Origin of the sequence: Pseudomonas sp. LLC-1, from assembly GCF_002992185.1 — a bacterium.
Taxonomy (GTDB): Bacteria; Pseudomonadota; Gammaproteobacteria; order Pseudomonadales; family Pseudomonadaceae; genus Aquipseudomonas; species Aquipseudomonas monteilii.
The window spans coordinates 199,488-215,595 of record NZ_LUVY01000016.1 but is presented as its reverse complement, the minus strand read 5'-3'; the positions used below and the strand labels follow the sequence as shown (position 1 = coordinate 215,595).

Here is a 16,108-nt window from a genome sequence, read left to right as displayed (position 1 = left end):
TCAGGCATCCGCCACGTTACTGGCGATGCTCAGCAGGTAGCCTTCATTGCGGATGGTGAGGATTTGCGCGGCACCTGCCGGTGCGCGGCGCAGGTGCTGGCGCAGGCGGCTGACGCACATGTCCACCGAACGGTCATCGGGCAGGTGGTCGCGGCCGAACGCACTGCGGGTCAGCTGGTCGCGCGAAACGACCCGGTTGTTGGCTTCCAGCAGTTCGCGCAGCACGCGGTAGTCGGAGCGCGGCAGGGTCAGGGTTTCGCCATCGGGGCGGGTGAGCAGGCGCTTCACATGTTCCAGGCGGAAGCCCGCGAACAGTTGGGCATCCACCACGGCAGGCTCTTCTGCGGGTGTTTCCAGGCGTTGCGGGCGCCGCAGCACGGCCTTGATCCGGGCGATCAGCTCACGAGGCTCGAAAGGTTTGGCCAGGTAGTCGTCGGCGCCTACTTCCAGGCCGATGATGCGGTCCAGCGTGCTGCCCTTGGCCGACAGCATGATCACCGCCAGCCCCGGGGTCGCTTGCAACTGGCGGCACAAGCTAAGGCCGTCTTCACCCGGCAGCATCAGGTCGAGCACCACCAGCTCCACTTTGTGCCGTGCCAGCTGGTCGCGCATTTGCTCGCCGTCGGCAGCCGCCAGCACGTTGTAGCCGGCATCTGTCAGGTAATCACAAAGAAGTTCGCGGATCTCGTCGTCATCGTCGACAACCAGCAGGGTCGTGCTCATGCGGAAAAACACCTGTTTGGTGAGGGCCTGTGGCGCTCATTACCTTCAATTACATCCCCGTACATGTCGGGTCTGGAGCCCGGAGGGCCGATCCCTAGAATCCTAACAAAAAATCATCTGCAAATACGAAGCCTTCCCAAATGAATCCCATGAGCATCCCGCAATCCTTCACCCCCATCAGCCGAAGCGGCAACCGCATCAAGCCGCTGGCCTTCTTCGTCGCCGTCGCCATTAGCGGTGGTGCCATGGCGGCCGACAGCAAACCCCTGGAGCTGGACGCCACGCAGATCGAAGACAGCGCCCTGCTGCCCGCCGACGATGCCGGCCAGTTGGGCTACACGGTCGAAAGCACCCGCAGCTCTACCGGCCTGGCGCTGACGCCACGGCAGACGCCACAGTCGGTCACCACCATCACCCGCCAGCAGATGGATGACCGCGACATCCACACCATCGAGCAAGCGCTGGAAACCACGCCGGGTGTAACGGCCAACAAGTCCGAAGTGGGTGGGCGTACCGACTACCGTGCCCGCGGTTACTCGATCAGCAACTGGAAGGTGGATGGCCTGCAGACACAGGGCGGCTCCGACTTCAGCGGCAGCGGCAACGCGCTGAACATGGACCTGTACGAGCGCATCGACATCGTGCGCGGCGCCAACGGCCTGTTGGGCGGCACCGGCGACCCTTCGGCCACGGTCAACCTGATCCGCAAGGCCCCCACCAAAACCTTTGGCGGCAGTGCCTACGCCACCTACGGCAGCTGGGACAAACGCCGCCTGGGCGCCGACCTCAACCTGCCGCTGTCCGAAGACGGCCGCCTGCGTTCGCGCTTCGTCATGACCCAGCAGGACGCCAACTCGTTCCGCGACAACCAGTCCGAGCGTTCCCGCGCCGCGCTGGCCAACTTCGAGTTCGACCTGGACGACGCCACCACCCTGGGTGCCGGCTACCAGTACGAGTACAACAAGGTGGTGGGTGGCGGCTGGGGTGCGAACATCCCGCTGTGGTACCGCGACGGCAGCAAGACCGACCTGCCGCGCAGCACCAACGTGGTGCCGAGCTGGAGCTTTGGCGAGTACACCACCCGCACCGCGTTCGGCTCGCTGGAACACCGCTTCGACAACGACTGGACGCTGGACCTGAAAGCCGCCCAAGCCACTACCGAAGCCCTGAACCACCGTGGCCTGGCCAAAGTCAACTCGGCCGGGCGCGGCACCTATGGCGGCTACTGGGACCAGGATGGCAGCGGCGCCGTGCTCAACGGCCTGCACAGCTCCAGCGACACCACCCAGCAGTCGGCCCAGATCGACCTGTCCGGCCCGTTCCAGCTGTTCGGCCGCACCCACCAGGCGATGGTCGGCTACAACGACAGCCGCACCGTGGGCTGGTCGCCGGAGTACACCTGCACCATGGTTGGCGACGGCATGGCCAGCGCGCCTGCATTGGGTTGCCAGTTCCGCGCCAACAACGGCTTCCCGCTGACCGACTGGCGTAACGGCGTGGACGACGACTACGACATCATCGCCTCACGCACCGGCCGCCACAGCAAGACCACCACCCGCTTGCAGGGCATGTACGCCGCCACCCGCCTGAGCATCACCGACCCGCTGTCGGTGATCGTCGGCGTGCGCACCAGCAACTACTCCTCTGTCACCCGCAGCGTGGCCGGTGCACGCAGTAGCCAGGAAGAAAACGGCATCGTCACCCCCTACCTGGGCGCGGTGTACGACCTCAACGACAACTACTCGCTGTACGCCAGTTACACCGACATCTTCACGCCGCAGACGTCTGAAACCAGCAGCGGCAGTAAGGTGGAGCCGATTCGTGGGCAAAGCTACGAAACCGGTATCAAGGGTGAGTGGTTTGACGGCCGCCTGAACGCCTCGGCGGCGTACTTCCGCACCAAGCAGGAAAACAAGGCCGTGCTGGACGGCGACCTGACCACCCCGACCGGTGGCAACGCCTACAAGGCCGGCTCCGGCCAGGAAACCGACGGCATCGACCTGGAAGTCGCGGGCGCCCTGACCCCCAACTGGAACGTGTATGCCGGCTACACCTACCTGCACTTCCGCCGCGTCGACAGTGACGGTCGCAGCGACCCGTCGCACCTGTTCAAGGCCTCGACCACCTACCGCCTCAGCGGCCCGCTCGACCGCCTGACCCTGGGTGCCGGTGTGACCGCGCAATCCAACATCCGCGCCATTTCCAGCCCGGCTGGCCAGCCCACCAATGGCGTAAGCAACGGCGCCACCGACGTGAACTGGTCCGGTTATGCCATCTGGAATGCCATGGCCAAGTACCAGCTGACTGACGACACCAGTGTCAGCGTTAACGCCAACAATCTGTTCGACAAGCACTACTACACCCAGTACGGGTTCTATGCGGGGGCGATTTATGGTGACCCGCGTAATCTGTCGCTGACTGTCAGCACGGCGTTCTGATCAAAGCCGCTGCCCTTTGTGGCGATTACGGCCGATAGAAATGACAAAGCCCGGGGCGCATGCCCGGGCTTTGTCGTTACTGCAGGCCCGCAAAGAGCCCGCTCAACCACGGTCACTCTTTGATGCAATAGGCCGTCGGCGTCAGGCACCAAGGGAACTTGCGCAAGGTGACCTTGATGTTGCGCGACTTGACGAACTCATCGAACGCCGTCGCCTCACCACCCCATGGCGGCAGGCCGTACTCGTCGAACACCACCACGCCGCCCGGCACCACCAGGTCCCAGAGCTTTTCCAGGGTGTACAGCGTCGGCTCGTACAGGTCCAGGTCGAAGTGCAGCAGGTTGATACGCAGGCCAGGCGTGGCCTCCAGGAAAGGTTCCAAGGTGTCTTGGACCCGCCCCTTGATCAGCCGCGAGCGCTCCCGAGCGAGGATGTTGTCTTCGTTGAACAGCCGGGTCAGGGCGAAGATCTCGCCCTCGACCGACTCGGCCGACCAGCCGCCGGACTTCTTGTCGGCCTGCAGGTCGTTGACCGCCACGCCATCCTTGCTGTTGAAGTCGGACAGGCCTTCGAACGAGTCGAAGCCATAGACTTTCTTGGAGGTGTCGGTGGGCGCGAAGATTTCCAGGAACTTGTGGAAGGTGAAGAATGACACGCCACGCGAAACGCCGAGCTCGACGATGCTCCCCGGCAGGTCCACGGTCATCTTGAACAGTTCGAAATGAGCCAGGAAACGCGTCATCAGGATCCGCTTGGTGTACACCGGCCAATGCGTCAGCGTGTGCAGCGTACCGTGCGGATACTGGGTTTGAATGTCTTCCAGATCGTTCCAGAACTTTTTGTCTTTGTCAGACTGCACCCCGTACATCTGTTCGAGGGGTGCGTCATGCGGGGTTAGATCCCAGATCGCCATAGACCACCTTTACTTTGAAAACTACAACGAAGAAACCACGTTGGGTTTGAACGCATGGCTGATGAATTCTGCATTGCCGAAGTCAGCGATCCTGATTTGGATGGTGAACCGCGAGTGCTGCGCGGACGCGACCGGCCGTGACTTGTGTAGCGTATTGAACTTGAACAGCACCACATCGCCCGGGCAGCACAGCCCTTCGATGGACTGCGCGTGCGCCTGCGGAATCGCCTCGTCCAGCAGCACCGAGTCGGCATAGGTGACATAGGTGTCGCCGGGCCGGGTCCGGTAAAGCCGCCCCTGGGTATGCCGATGGGAGATCAGGTCCAGGCCGCCGGTATTCTGGTCCACCGCTGTCAGTGGCACCCAGGCCACCAGCGATTGCGGCGAACACACCGAAAACCAGTAGTCCTGGTGCCAGTCGAACAGGAAACGGTCCTCACCGAACGAGTCGATGCGGCAATTGATATCGATGATCGCCGGTGACGCCACGTCGCCATGCCGACGGGCCAACGCCAGCAGCTCGGGGGAGCTGGCCAGTCTCATCACCGAAGGTAAACGCTTGAAGGCATTATATAGCAGCCCGCCCAGTGCCCGGTCATGCGCCTTGAAATGGTTCCAGGCCGCGTCCAGCGAGTCGAAGGACTGGCCCGCCAACTGGGCGGCGACGTCGAGCAGTTCCGTCTCGATACCTGAGATGTAAGGCTGGGGAATGGCGTTCGAAAAAATCTCGAAACCATCTGAATCAAGCGAAAAAGCACTCATAAGGCCCCTACGACTTCCTGGACACGCGACTCTCTACGCCGCCTCGTTTCTTCAGCGTTGGGCCTGCAGGCCATGGGTCATGGGCCATTGAGACGGCGGCAGCGCGTTGACTAGCTTATCGTCAGGCCTGGCGAAAGCTTGAGCGCGGCGCTTGGCCCCGGCCTCGGGCTAGGGGGTGTTCTTGTTCAGGCTAACTCTATTCCCATTTGGGCACCATGTTGGCGTGCCAGTCGAGGGCAACCCGTGGCCGCAGATATCCACCTTGGTGTCGTAGCCCATCGTTCTGAGCGCTGCATTCACCGTGTTCTCGGACATTGGTTCTCATGGTCCAACGGGCGAAATCCAGAAACATTTTTGCACCCGTCTGGCGTATGCAACTGCGCTACATTCCCTAGCTTCTGGCTTCCATGCTGCCCGCACCTTTAGTGTTTTTTTCTGGGTACTGCTGTGAGAAAGTTTGCATTCGTCAGTGCTGCAGCTGAGCGTGAGTACAAGGACCTGCCACAGGATGTGCAGGACGACTTCGGAAAGGACCTGCGGCGTATTCAGTGCGGGCAGGACCCTGGGCGGCCGATCAAGTCACTGACGGACTCGGTGGGAGCGGGGGCGATTGAGCTCATCATCAACGGCAGCCCGGCATTCAGATGCGTGTATGTAGCCAAGTACGCAGACATGGTTGTTGTGCTGCATTCGTTCGTGAAAACGACCAACCGCTCTGACCGGCATGCGATGCAGGTCGCTGAAGACCGGTTGAAGGAGCTGAAGCTGGAGCTGAGAAAAATGGGCTACAGGGTTTAGCAACCTTGCGTTTGCGAAATGACAATCTGGGGAAGGGCGCCAGCTTCGTTCGAGGGCAAGACAAGGCTGGTGCGAAAGCCGAGCTTGTCGAGCATATCCATCATGGCGTCCAGCGTAAATTTCTCGATCTTGCCATTGGCCAGCTCGGACACCCGTGACTGTGCCACGTTGAGCCTGGCTGCGGCCTCGTGCTGCTTGAGGCCCATTTTCTTGATGCAGTCTGTGATGAAGATGGACAGGTCCATTTTCAAGGCCATCTTGCTGGCCGTTTCCGCATCGTGGGTGACGTGGAAAGGGCTCTCGTGGAATTGAAGCGCCATTGGCTTGCCTCAGCAGAATTATCTAAAATTTAAGATAAATCGTAGCGGGGCTCGATTGGAGAGTCAAAGCGTTTTTGTTTGAAGGCGTGTCTGTTTTTTGAGTTGCGTTGTTGCCTAGAAAATGTGCTCTCTTGAGATTGCCGGGGCCGCTGCGCAGCCCATCGCAGGCAAGCCAGCTCCTACACCGATCGCGTCGTCTTCAAGGATTTGTGACACCGAAAACAAAAAAGGCCCACCTTTCGGTGAGCCTTTTGAGTACTGCGTATGGTGCCGGCACCAGGAATCGAACCCGGGACCTACTGATTACAAGTTAGTTGCCCTATAGATTAATGGTTGTTGATCATCCTCTACAAACCTATACAAACCAAGGCTTGTAGCCTAGGATCCGCTTTCCCGGCTATCTCTGAAATTTACCATTTTTGATAGCCAGTGCTAGCCGGACTTTAAGGCGGTTGGTGATGACAAAACTGAAATTCTCAAAATCGACACTCGCTGGGTATCCAGTACCTGAGCCTGGGAAGCGTGTGTCCATTTACGATACGGTGGATCACCTCCGCAGGCTCTCGCACCTTTTATGTGATTAAACGCGCTGGATCCTCCATGGCCTGGGTGAAGCTTGGCGTATTTCCTGAGATGACTGTCGAGCAGGCGCGTACTGCGGCGCAACAGATTCTTGCTGAGTTTGCCAAGGGATCAAATCCCGCTGCCGCTAGACGCGCGATTCGGGAGGAGTTCAGTTTTCTTGAAGTGCTGGAGGAGATGCTCCTTAAGAAGAGAAAGCGAGATGGCTCGCGAATCACTGAGCGCACCAGGAAGGACTATCTCGACACCGTCCGGCTTCACATGAGATCAATTGCAGATAGAAAACTATCTCAAATTGCGCGGGCAGATGTGAAAAATATCCACGCGAAGGCTAGTGTCAAAAGCGAACAGGCTGATAAAGCCGTAGCTATTGTATCTTCAGTATATAACTATGCTCTTGATCATGAATTTTTCAATGGCGTTAATCCAGCAGGCCGGATACAGAAGAATCCCGCCCGTTCACGCGACCGCTTTGCTCAGGCGAAAGAGTTACCATACTTGTTAGCTGCTTTTGCTGACTCAAGTAAGGCGGATTTCTTCTTTTTGCTATTACTCACAGGAGCCCGGCGCTCCAATTTGCAGGCAATGCCATGGCGTGACCTCGATCTGGATAGCGGAATATGGCGCATAGAATCGACCAAGAATGGAACCCCTCAGAACGTCACGCTTTCTCCAGAGGCGGTGGCAACCTTGAGGGCGCGAGAGTCAACTCGAAGCTCTTCAAGCTTTGTGTTTCCGAGCAATAGTAAAGCGGGCCATATTGTTGAGCCAAAAAAAGCATGGGCCGACATTCTCCGCAGGGCTAGCGTGCGTCGTTTGCTGGACTACCTCTATCAGGAAAACCATATTACGGTCGGCGAGCTGAATGAAGGAAGGGAGTTAGTCAATCAATCTCCTGGAATGGCCGATAGCCGCTTTCGTGCTACCGCTGCCGTACTGGGGATCGATAATAGCCACTATGATATGAGCGATCTCAGAATGCATGACTTGCGACGAACCTTGGGTAGCTGGCAAGCCCGAGGGGGGGCGTCTCTAGCAATCATTGGGAAATCGCTCAACCACAAGACGCATCAAGCCACGTCAATTTACGCACGTTTGGACTTGGATCCAGTGAGAGAGTCGGTCAATGCAGCAATCAAAGCTATGTTGAGCGCATCTACTGAAGTCACAACCAAGAGTAAGCGTGGTCGGTAATCTAATGAGATCCAGAAAAACTATTTCCCCTAATAGTCAGGATTTAGAAGCGCAGCTCTTGTTATTACTAGAGCGGCTTCGAAAGCCTCCTGCAGACCTACCTGGGTTAACGAAAGCGATAATTTTGCATGTCTCCCATCGTGAAGATTTTCTAAAGAATTACGGAGGGGATGAGCCGCCTGCAATGCAGTTGGAGAGAATTGATAACTACTTGGATTGTCTGAAAGCTTTACGCAAGGCTTGGTCATTTCTGCCCAGGGGGGCGAGAGAAGTGATGCTTGATAATGTCGCCATCTCAAAGTCTACGATGCTTCCAGATCCAATTACGTCAAAACTACCGTCTTTATTCTATGATGATAAAGATAGTTTGCCAGGTTGGCGTAAGCTTGGATTAGATCAAGTTTCGGGATGGGGCTATGATCTGGAAATTATAGATGTTCTTTATGAGTCTGCTTTCTGGTACAAGCTGAATGTTTCTCAGAGGCTCGTTAGAACTGATGGATCCCATGTTGGGCTCGTGGCTAATATAGCTAGTTCCTGTGAAAAGTACGGCATTAAATTATCATTTAAGCCAAGAAGTTTATTTTATAGGATTATTTTGACTGTGTTTCCAGAAATGAGTGATCCAGGGGCTTTGATAAAGTTGGCTTTGGCAACCAGGAGTGTCGAGGTGTCCTATTTGGATGATGTGAGTCCTACGTAATCCAATTGCTAGGGGGATGTATTCCCCCTGGTAACCTGAGTATTCATCCCTCCCAACTCAAGCCCTATCAAGGTCAATCTATCTCCGTCAAATCAAGTTAACGGAGATTTATTAATGCACGCCTTTGAAGTCGTCGCCATTATCAAGTCAGAAATTCTCAGTACCCTGGGTGCCAGCGAGAGGCCACCCTTGCATGTCAGTGACAGAGAAGCGGCAGTCATCCTCGGTGTGAAAACATCAACGCTAGCAGTGTGGCGCTGCGCAGGTAGGTATGACCTTCCATATTTTAAGATTGGCCGGAATGTCAGGTATCGCATTACCGACTTAGCTGAGTTTTTGGCTCGTTCGGTTTTGAATCACACTCAATAGGCTGGTGAGCTATGAGTGTCGACCAGGAACTAAGCGAACAACCAGTAGAACTCGATCTGGAGCTTCTCCCGCCGGCGCGTCTGCTTTCAGTGCAGCTAGTAGCGCTTGGAGCTAAACAGATCGCCACGTTCTTTAAATTCAATCTTGTTAATGTTTACCAGGTTGGCCAAAAGCTGTTTGTTGCTGAAACGGATTTTTATGACATCAAGATTGAAGCTACTACTGCGAAAGCGGTTAGGGAAAAGTCAGTCTGCCCCAGGTATTGGAAAGGAAGGCTAGAAAATAAATCAAATATTGATAGGCTGAATTGGGAGGCCGGACGACGTCTTGTGGGTGGCCCCTCGGATTTTAATAAGCCAATGTACTGTTCAGATGCAACCTTGCGGCGCTATCAAGAAAAGTCAGAGCTGACAAAAGTGGCGCTGGAAAAAATCAAATTGCTCAATTTGAAAACATCAGAAGTTTTCTCGATGGCTGATTTAGCCAAGAGCTCCGCTGCAAGGAGGCTGAGCGAGCTTTATTTTGTAGCAAAAAATCTTGAGTTAATGGCTAAAAGCAAGCACATGTCTTGGCTGTTTGTGACGTTTACTGCCCCACCTGAGTATCACCCTAACCCTACGCATCAACGTAGTAAAAATACTTACAGGAAAGAGCTTGGGCCGAAGTCTAGCCATGAATATATCAGGGACGCATGGGGTCGTATCAGAGCTTACCTAAACAAGAAAGGATTGCAGGCAGGTGCGGAGTCCTACTTTGGTTTTCGGACAGCAGAAACTCATAAAGACGGCAGCGTGCATTGGCACCTTCAAGTTTTTCTGAGGGGGGATGCGGTGGCTAATTTCATTTCCGCCTGTGAGCGGGAGTTCTCGCTGAAGAATCAAGTTAAATTTGTGTTGGGTGACGATAAAAAGGGAAGTGCTTCCAGCTACATATTCAAGTACCTAGTTAAGGAAGTCGATTTCAGCGGCACTGATTCTCTGCCAGTGGCCGTGCCTATTGAGCCATCGGTCGACGAAGAACGAGAGCGCCAGGATCTCGCATCTATCAGGAATGGTTACCGAGTTAAAGCGGCGCTGCGCTCCATGAATGTACGGCAGTATCAGCTTTTTGGAATCGGTGGAGTCATGACGCTATTGAGGGAGATAAACAAGATTGACTTTGAGTCGGTTGCTGAGCCGTTGGGTGATCTTGCTTTTGAAATAAAGAGCAATGTCTGGAGATCGCCTGAGGGCTTAAAGAATCTGATCTCGATTTTGGGGCGGACTAATGGCGATGGCAAACCAGCGATCCATCTCGTTAAAGAAAGCGCTAAAACCACTTACGGGGAGTCTAGGACGAGAGTGGTAGGGGTGACGATTGATGCGTACACCTTTAGATCAACAGGTCGCTACAGGGTTATCTTTTAAAAGTGAAAATTCAACTGTAGTTACAGTTACTCATAATTATCCAAGGGGAAGCTCATGGATCATCCTGAGCTTCGTCGACAAACCACGATCAATAGCTACCATCAATCACTAGGGGCAATACACATGAAATCTTTCCCAAAAGACGAGCAGGCTAAAAAAATTTGCTGGGAATGGGCTGAAGACTTTAAAGCAGTGGGAATGATGGAGGATTGCTTTTTTTGGCTGTCCATCGGCGTTGCGTTTGAAAATGGCACATCGGTGCGTGACTTGTGCATCATCAAAAAGATCAATAGAACTATCCGAATCAAAATCGAGTTGGCACAGGTAGGTGGGATTTTGCCTAAACGTTTGGATAAGGCACTCGTTCAAATCCGGCATGAGGCGAAGTATCTCGAAATGCTTATGACGCATACCTTTGGCTAGCCTAATGACGGTAAGTTCTCATAAGTACAGGCCCTGTGGTGGGTCTGTTGCACAGTAGCTCCTCGGTTTTCAAGCAATTCCAATCGACGAGCCAGAGTGTCCCGTTCCACTTCGAGCGCTAATATATTATTTTGCGCAAGCTGAATATCCCTCTCGCGGAGCGCCAGGGCATTAGATCGCTGCTCCAGGTCGAACTCTTTCATTTGATGTTCGACCTCCTGGTGCGCAGCGATCTGTTGTTTTGATCTCAGATTTTTAGCCATGCTTTGTAACGTTCGACACCTTGAGCGTATGGCCTTCCTAATCTGGAGCTCCCTGGCAGCACACAAAGTGTTGGCCTTTGCTATATTTTCAGCCTCGCGCCAGAGTTTGGTTTTTTTTCCGAACGCAGCCGCAGCATAGTCTTTAATACCTAACGCTGGCGCTGCCCCGGCTGCTTTCATTACAGTATAAAATGCTGCTACATCTCCATGCTTCGCCTTTGAGCCAATCACGCCACGCTCTAGGCCGCGCCTAGAGCCGCAGGCGGCATGGAATTCATCCTGCATTTTCCGAAGTTTAGCAACACCACCGAGAAAATCCCGGCATGACAATCGCCCGTCCTTAGTGCGAGGTACTACATATGCCACTAGATGAGGAGTGGACTCGTCCAGGTGGACAGTCGAGCTGACGACATTTTCTGCCCCATGGCGCTTTTTAAGCCATGTCAGTGCATCAGAAAAATATCCGCTCCCTAGGTCATCCAGATGCCCTCCGTGGCGCATAAACGCCTCAGGTGATGCTGTGATCAGGTATTCAATACACAACACCGCATCGCGTCTTCTCTTGTCCGGAAGCCTAATTTTCATTGCTTGCAGCAGACTGCCAGTACCATGAGCACCGACTGTGCGATTACGGCCTCGCATAGCTGGGTCTGAGTTAGGTGTGGGTTGTTCTCGAAAAGTATGACGCGCCGAGCGGGCGAGCGCGCCAAAGCTCTTTAGCTTTTTCGTGCGCAAAATAGCGTAACTCATATGGATGGCTCGTCAAAACCTATTCGATAAGTCCCACGCTTCCAGGTTGGTATATACGGTTTCACAGCAGGTGGAACTAGCGGCGGAGGCGCTGCTATGGTTGTAGACTCCCCACTGCTACCAGTATTCGATGAAAGAACCTTGTTGATAATGTCCAGTACCATTGCTAGGGCAAGTAAAATGGCATCGAGTAGCGTTACCTCAATCCGCAGCACTTCCCTAAATTCATTTTGATCAGTCTCAATGTACCTGTGTGCTGAACCCGTGTTCTGTAGTTTGAGCAAAGCATCAAATGCCCTAGGAACATCTGTTCGGCGTATTTCATAGAAGTCAGCCGGAGACTGGTCGTTGGGAATGTCGCTTAGTGCCCTGGTAATCACTTCATCAAGTTTTTTACCTGGAAAGTTCGAACATGCCTGGGCTAGCACCAAGCGGTGATTTTGAGGTAAGAGTAGGGGGGTAGGGTGTTTCATTGGCGGCAACTCCGGTCGCTCTCGTTGTTGTCCCCTTAGTATGCAAATGGAGCAGATGGCTGTACAACCCCGCCAGTGACACTACGTGTAACCCACTACACTTTGCATTCGCAAAGGTGGGCCAAAGGGCTATGCCCCTTGGAACCCATGGCCTACGGCCATCAAACATCAAAATCCCCTCCGGGGGCAGGGACTCGCCCCTGTTGCGAAGGGCCTGTGGGAAAGAGCCCCCACAGCCCTTTCGCTGAGGATGCGTGTCTAAGATGTGTCAAGGGTTCGCTTCGCCGCGAGCCTCACCCGTTCCTGCACGCTGCGCTAAGCAGGCTGCGGCTTCGGCTCACGCCCTGGACACCCGAAAATCGGGGAGCTTTAGTAAAAAAATCTGGGGTATGGGACAATCAGCGACTAGCGGGCTAACGATCTGTATGTAAATACAGTATATTGACGCGCCCGTGCGGTATCGAAGCGTGGGTCGGGTGTGAGAGCTCCAAGTGGGCTGGATGCTCAACCCAGTGGGATACCGGAGTGATGGCGGGGGAGCAATAGGCGAGAGCGCTGTTAGCGCTCCTCCATAAACGAATTAATGGCGGTGAGGCTGGGGATTGCGCCCCCGGCCTCACCTAACCAGAGTCCTACTGCTAGGAGTAGACGCAATGGCTAGTGAGCATGGTATGGCAATTGAATCAAATGGTGAAATTTATATTAGATCAGCTGCCATCACTGAGATGCCCGTACCTCCAAAATTGAAAAAATCTCGAGCTAAGAAACAACCGCTACGCACAATTGATCTGTTTTGTGGGGCCGGAGGAATTACCGAGGGTTTCAGGCAGGCTGGTTATGTGAGCCTTTATGGTAACGATGTAATGCCAGAGGCAATCGAGACCTTCAAGCTCAATCACCCTGAAGCTCTTGCGGACTGTCGTTCCATTGAGGCTGTCGACCCAGCCGAAGTAAGAAAGCGTCTGGGCTTGCAACCTGGTGAACTTGACGTGCTTGTTGGTGGGCCTCCTTGTCAGGGATTTTCTATCAATGCCCCAGGTCGCTTTTTGAGCGATCCACGTAATGCTTTGTTCCGCCACTATGAAAGATTTCTTGAAGAATTTCAGCCGAAGACATTTGTTTTTGAGAATGTCCCCGGCCTGCTTTCACTAGGCGATGGCAAAGTATTTCGTCTGATTGTTGAGATTTTTACTGCTCTCGGTTACCACGTGACAGCAAAAATCCTTTTCGCTGCGCACTATGGCGTACCGCAAGAGAGGTGGCGCCTGATCTTGCTCGGTTCTCGGTTCAGTGATGTTGCCCACCCTGAACCCACTCACTATGCGGTCGGACGTGCTAATTTCCGTGGTGGTAACACCATGACCTTCCAGTTGGGAGAAGAAGATCGCAAGCGCCTGTATCCGCATGTATCGGTGCGTGAAGCTATAAGCGATCTTCCAGTTCTGGAGATGGGGGAAGGTGCTGAACTTGTTACCTATACGGTTGAAGCGGATGCCGCCTACGCAACCCTGATGCGTAATGGTTCCGACCAGACCTACAATCATGTGGCTGCTAAGCTTTCGAAGCAAAACGCCGAGCGGATGAAGCATGTCCAGCCTGGTGGTTCGTGGAGAGACATTCCGCATGATTTGCTGCCGAAAGGCATGCAGCGGGCACGTAAATCCGATCACACCAAGCGTTATGGCCGCCTTCATAATGATCGGCTGTCAGGAACAATGCTCACTAAGTGTGATCCGCATTGGGGAACTGTTTTCCTTCCTGACCAAAACCGAACTCTTACAGTTCGGGAAGCTGCTAGGTTCCAGTCTTTCCCTGATACCTATCGTTTTGTAGGCTCTCGCGTTTCGCAATATGAGCAGGTTGGAAACGCTGTCCCTGTATTGATGGCGAAGGCGATTGCCGATCAGCTGAAGGTTCATCTCGCTGCAAACCCTGAAAGCCTGATCAGCGTGCCTAAGGCGCAAGCTGAGCTTTTTGCCTAATCGTTAATCGGATCCATCCAGCGGTGTCTCAAAATCGCCGAAGGCCAGTAAATCTGAGCCTTCGGACTGCTCTACTGCTACGGGATAGACTAATTTGTCGCTGATCCGATCTTCGAAGGTCGGCAGCGGCACTGCCTTACCTCCTGTCAGTCCCTCCACCGAACGCTCTAGCGTAGTAAACCTGACCTCATCTCGAACCAAGCGGGTCTGAGTTTGCCCCTCTACTTCTTCGAATCTCACTACGAACCAGGCGATATCAGCATTCGAGATATCGGCCACATTATCCATTTCGCCGATTGAGTCGAAGAACGCCCGATCAACTACTACAGCCATTTTCTTACCCCAGCGGCGAAGCGTGGGGACTTTGATTTGAAGCTGCGGCATTAGTCGCTTGGGCCCACTGCTACGATAGTCAGGACGACGGCGACCGGCTGGGAAGGTAACCCAATCTACAGATTCATCCTTGATAGCTTCAAACTCACCTCTCATGGCACTTCCTGAGAAATACACCGCCTGGATCTCAAGGGCGGCCCACTCCATTGGCGCGCTTGGATGAGTTTTGGTGCTGACCAGCACCATATCGATTCTGCCGACGTCCTCACCCCCCTCGTTATCTGTGGTTGCACCGGCTTCGAGGAAGCCAACCTCAGCGACGAGTTTTGGATCAGGGTCGTTAAGGATTACCTCTCCCACCCATTTGAAGACCTCTAGATCCTCGTGGAAGCGATATGGGCAGGTAGCCCTCAGTTCACCCTGCCTGCCTTGAACTGGAACACCCATGGCGCGGCCAGTGGCATGTTCGGCATAGGAGTAGAGGCGAAGGGAGCACACCCCTCCTTCCTTTGAGCAGGTCGCTCCTTGTTTCCTAGCTTGGAATGGACATGGCTGAGGCTGCCGCTCTTTTTTAGGCTTGAGCGTTTCTCGGGCTAGCATTTGCCTGGCAGGGCTTGATAGTTGGGGCAGATTTTTCCCGTACCATTCGCCAATTCCGAATCGTGGCGTAAGGTCTTTCGGTTTCCTGGGCGCCCTTGCCATGGCTAATCTCCTGAATACCACAGGGCGGGAAAATGCTAGCCCGGTGCTAGCCCATCGCCCAAGCAAAAAAGGCCCGCATCTCTGCGGGCCTTTCTGTGTATGGTGCCGGCATCAGGAATCGAACCCGAGACCTACTGATTACAAGTCAGTTGCTCTACCATCTGAGCTATACCGGCAATGGGGCGTCATTATAACGATCGTTTGGCGCCTGTAAACCACTTCGTTGCGAATGTTCGCAAAAGACCTAAGTCACCGGCCCAAAAGGAGAATTTTCCTACCAGCCACGGTGGATCGTGGTAACGCTCGGCTCGCTTTTGCCCGGGTTGAAGAACAGCTTGTCGTTGTCGCAGCCGCGCTTGCGGCAAGGGCTTTCGGTGCGCAGGGGCAGGCCGTTGTCGCCGCCCAGTTGCATGCCGGGGTGGTTCCAGCCCAGGTTGCTGTTGGCGTGGGGTGCGGTGCCGCTGGCGCAGCCGGTCAGGGCCAGGGCGAGGGTCAGCAAGGCGAGGGGTTTGGCTTGGGTCACGATGGTCAGGTCCGTTGGTCCACTGTCGGTTCTGGCGCAACGCCAGAAGGTCGCGGGGCTGGCGGGCAGCGCGCGACGTCACTTTTTAATGATTTGGGGGAGGGATCATACACGGTTGCGGGGGTGGGGTATTAGCCCTGTGTTGCCTGTCAGGGCCTTTTCGCGGGTGAGCCCGTTCCCGCAAGGGCCGCGTAAGCGGCTGCAATCTGTGTAAGGTAATTCTGAACCATGGGGCCAGGCGCTTCAGGGTTTGGCTGCTTAGGAAGTATCCTACGCGCGCCGCCGAAGTATCGCTGTTGTCGGGGAAGTGGCTCACGGATACCGTTTTCGGGTCGCTCTGGCGACCGGGTGTGAGAACCCGATTTTGAACGTATCGGCTGCGTAATGGCGACCGTGCGCGGGCAGACCTTGGTCTGGCCGGGCTTCCTATGTTCACTCGGTTTCTCACCTC

At 54.8% G+C, this 16,108-nt stretch carries 16 protein-coding genes and 1 tRNA gene; 8 read left to right on the top strand and 9 right to left on the bottom strand.

Features of this window, described 5'->3' with window-relative positions; genetic code table 11:
• Positions 1-723 (bottom strand): response regulator, encoded by a 723-nt coding sequence (locus tag A0O30_RS17970; protein ID WP_105947378.1) that lies wholly within the window; start codon positions 721-723, stop codon positions 1-3.
• Between the two features lie 140 nt (positions 724-863).
• Between A0O30_RS17970 and A0O30_RS17965 the strand changes: the two genes are divergently transcribed.
• Positions 864-3,161, top strand: coding sequence for a TonB-dependent siderophore receptor (locus A0O30_RS17965; protein ID WP_105947377.1), 2,298 nt, complete (start codon positions 864-866; stop codon positions 3,159-3,161).
• A 112-nt stretch (positions 3,162-3,273) separates the two neighbouring features.
• Here A0O30_RS17965 and A0O30_RS17960 read toward each other — a convergent pair whose 3' ends face one another.
• Both A0O30_RS17960 and A0O30_RS17955 read right to left on the bottom strand, forming a co-directional pair.
• Positions 3,274-4,074, bottom strand: a complete 801-nt coding sequence (locus tag A0O30_RS17960) for a TylF/MycF/NovP-related O-methyltransferase (protein WP_105947376.1) — start codon at positions 4,072-4,074, stop codon at positions 3,274-3,276.
• 21 nt (positions 4,075-4,095) lie between these two features.
• The gene (locus tag A0O30_RS17955; protein ID WP_105947375.1) at positions 4,096-4,836 is read right to left on the bottom strand and encodes a phytanoyl-CoA dioxygenase family protein; all 741 of its coding nucleotides are present in this window, start codon (positions 4,834-4,836) and stop codon (positions 4,096-4,098) included.
• 447 nt (positions 4,837-5,283) lie between these two features.
• On the opposite strand from A0O30_RS17955, the gene A0O30_RS17950 reads away from it, so the two are divergent.
• Entirely contained in the window at positions 5,284-5,634 is a 351-nt protein-coding gene (locus tag A0O30_RS17950) for a type II toxin-antitoxin system RelE/ParE family toxin (protein ID WP_105947374.1), read from the top strand.
• On the opposite strand, the gene A0O30_RS17945 is transcribed toward A0O30_RS17950, so the two are convergent.
• Positions 5,631-5,954, bottom strand: coding sequence for a helix-turn-helix domain-containing protein (locus A0O30_RS17945; protein ID WP_105947373.1), 324 nt, complete (start codon positions 5,952-5,954; stop codon positions 5,631-5,633). The two genes, A0O30_RS17950 and A0O30_RS17945, sit on opposite strands and share 4 nt — an antisense overlap.
• A gap of 522 nt (positions 5,955-6,476) precedes the next feature.
• Here A0O30_RS17945 and A0O30_RS17940 point away from each other — a divergent pair.
• The 5 genes from A0O30_RS17940 (at position 6,477) to A0O30_RS17925 (ending at position 10,631) form a co-directional block, all read left to right on the top strand.
• Positions 6,477-7,730, top strand: coding sequence for a tyrosine-type recombinase/integrase (locus tag A0O30_RS17940; RefSeq protein WP_371921626.1), 1,254 nt, complete (start codon positions 6,477-6,479; stop codon positions 7,728-7,730).
• Positions 7,720-8,433, top strand: coding sequence for a hypothetical protein (locus A0O30_RS27710; protein WP_146256316.1), 714 nt, complete (start codon positions 7,720-7,722; stop codon positions 8,431-8,433). Before A0O30_RS17940 ends, A0O30_RS27710 begins: the two co-directional genes overlap by 11 nt.
• Positions 8,434-8,547: 114 nt before the next feature.
• Entirely contained in the window at positions 8,548-8,802 is a 255-nt protein-coding gene (locus A0O30_RS17935; protein WP_105947372.1) for a helix-turn-helix domain-containing protein, read from the top strand.
• 11 nt (positions 8,803-8,813) lie between these two features.
• Entirely contained in the window at positions 8,814-10,208 is a 1,395-nt protein-coding gene (locus A0O30_RS17930) for a replication endonuclease (protein ID WP_105947371.1), read from the top strand.
• Between the two features lie 54 nt (positions 10,209-10,262).
• A complete protein-coding gene (locus A0O30_RS17925; RefSeq protein ID WP_105947370.1) occupies positions 10,263-10,631 on the top strand; it encodes a hypothetical protein in 369 nt (122 codons plus the stop codon).
• Here the strand turns inward: A0O30_RS17925 and mobV are convergent.
• Positions 10,628-11,644 (bottom strand): MobV family relaxase, encoded by a 1,017-nt coding sequence (mobV, locus tag A0O30_RS17920; protein ID WP_105947369.1) that lies wholly within the window; start codon positions 11,642-11,644, stop codon positions 10,628-10,630. The genes A0O30_RS17925 and mobV overlap by 4 nt on opposite strands.
• On the bottom strand, positions 11,641-12,117 hold the full coding sequence (locus A0O30_RS27705) for a hypothetical protein (protein ID WP_146256315.1): 477 nt from the start codon (positions 12,115-12,117) through the stop codon (positions 11,641-11,643). Before A0O30_RS27705 ends, mobV begins: the two co-directional genes overlap by 4 nt.
• Positions 12,118-12,770: 653 nt before the next feature.
• On the opposite strand from A0O30_RS27705, the gene A0O30_RS17915 reads away from it, so the two are divergent.
• The gene (locus A0O30_RS17915) at positions 12,771-14,099 is read left to right on the top strand and encodes a DNA cytosine methyltransferase (protein WP_218274921.1); all 1,329 of its coding nucleotides are present in this window, start codon (positions 12,771-12,773) and stop codon (positions 14,097-14,099) included.
• A gap of 3 nt (positions 14,100-14,102) precedes the next feature.
• On the opposite strand, the gene A0O30_RS17910 is transcribed toward A0O30_RS17915, so the two are convergent.
• From A0O30_RS17910 to A0O30_RS17900, 3 genes are all read right to left on the bottom strand, one after another.
• On the bottom strand, positions 14,103-15,032 hold the full coding sequence (locus A0O30_RS17910) for a NotI family restriction endonuclease (protein WP_256589718.1): 930 nt from the start codon (positions 15,030-15,032) through the stop codon (positions 14,103-14,105).
• Positions 15,033-15,234: 202 nt separating this feature from the next.
• Positions 15,235-15,310: transfer RNA gene (locus A0O30_RS17905), tRNA-Thr, on the bottom strand.
• A 98-nt stretch (positions 15,311-15,408) separates the two neighbouring features.
• Entirely contained in the window at positions 15,409-15,657 is a 249-nt protein-coding gene (locus A0O30_RS17900) for a hypothetical protein (protein ID WP_016714488.1), read from the bottom strand.
• Positions 15,658-16,108: the final 451 nt, after the last annotated feature.

What these genes read in the sequence shown, in the direction of transcription:
- A0O30_RS17955 (WP_105947375.1), bottom strand. Translation starts at nt 4,836, where the DNA reads ATGAGTGCTTTTTCGCTTGATTCAGATGGTTTCGAGATTTTTTCGAAC.
- A0O30_RS17915 (WP_218274921.1), top strand. Translation starts at nt 12,771, where the DNA reads ATGGCTAGTGAGCATGGTATGGCAATTGAATCAAATGGTGAAATTTAT.
- A0O30_RS17935 (WP_105947372.1), top strand. Translation starts at nt 8,548, where the DNA reads ATGCACGCCTTTGAAGTCGTCGCCATTATCAAGTCAGAAATTCTCAGT.
- A0O30_RS17930 (WP_105947371.1), top strand. Translation starts at nt 8,814, where the DNA reads ATGAGTGTCGACCAGGAACTAAGCGAACAACCAGTAGAACTCGATCTG.
- A0O30_RS17960 (WP_105947376.1), bottom strand. Translation starts at nt 4,074, where the DNA reads ATGGCGATCTGGGATCTAACCCCGCATGACGCACCCCTCGAACAGATG.
- A0O30_RS17945 (WP_105947373.1), bottom strand. Translation starts at nt 5,954, where the DNA reads ATGGCGCTTCAATTCCACGAGAGCCCTTTCCACGTCACCCACGATGCG.
- A0O30_RS17970 (WP_105947378.1), bottom strand. Translation starts at nt 723, where the DNA reads ATGAGCACGACCCTGCTGGTTGTCGACGATGACGACGAGATCCGCGAA.
- A0O30_RS17965 (WP_105947377.1), top strand. Translation starts at nt 864, where the DNA reads ATGAATCCCATGAGCATCCCGCAATCCTTCACCCCCATCAGCCGAAGC.
- A0O30_RS17910 (WP_256589718.1), bottom strand. Translation starts at nt 15,032, where the DNA reads ATGCTAGCCCGAGAAACGCTCAAGCCTAAAAAAGAGCGGCAGCCTCAG.
- mobV (WP_105947369.1), bottom strand. Translation starts at nt 11,644, where the DNA reads ATGAGTTACGCTATTTTGCGCACGAAAAAGCTAAAGAGCTTTGGCGCG.
- A0O30_RS17925 (WP_105947370.1), top strand. Translation starts at nt 10,263, where the DNA reads ATGGATCATCCTGAGCTTCGTCGACAAACCACGATCAATAGCTACCAT.
- A0O30_RS27705 (WP_146256315.1), bottom strand. Translation starts at nt 12,117, where the DNA reads ATGAAACACCCTACCCCCCTACTCTTACCTCAAAATCACCGCTTGGTG.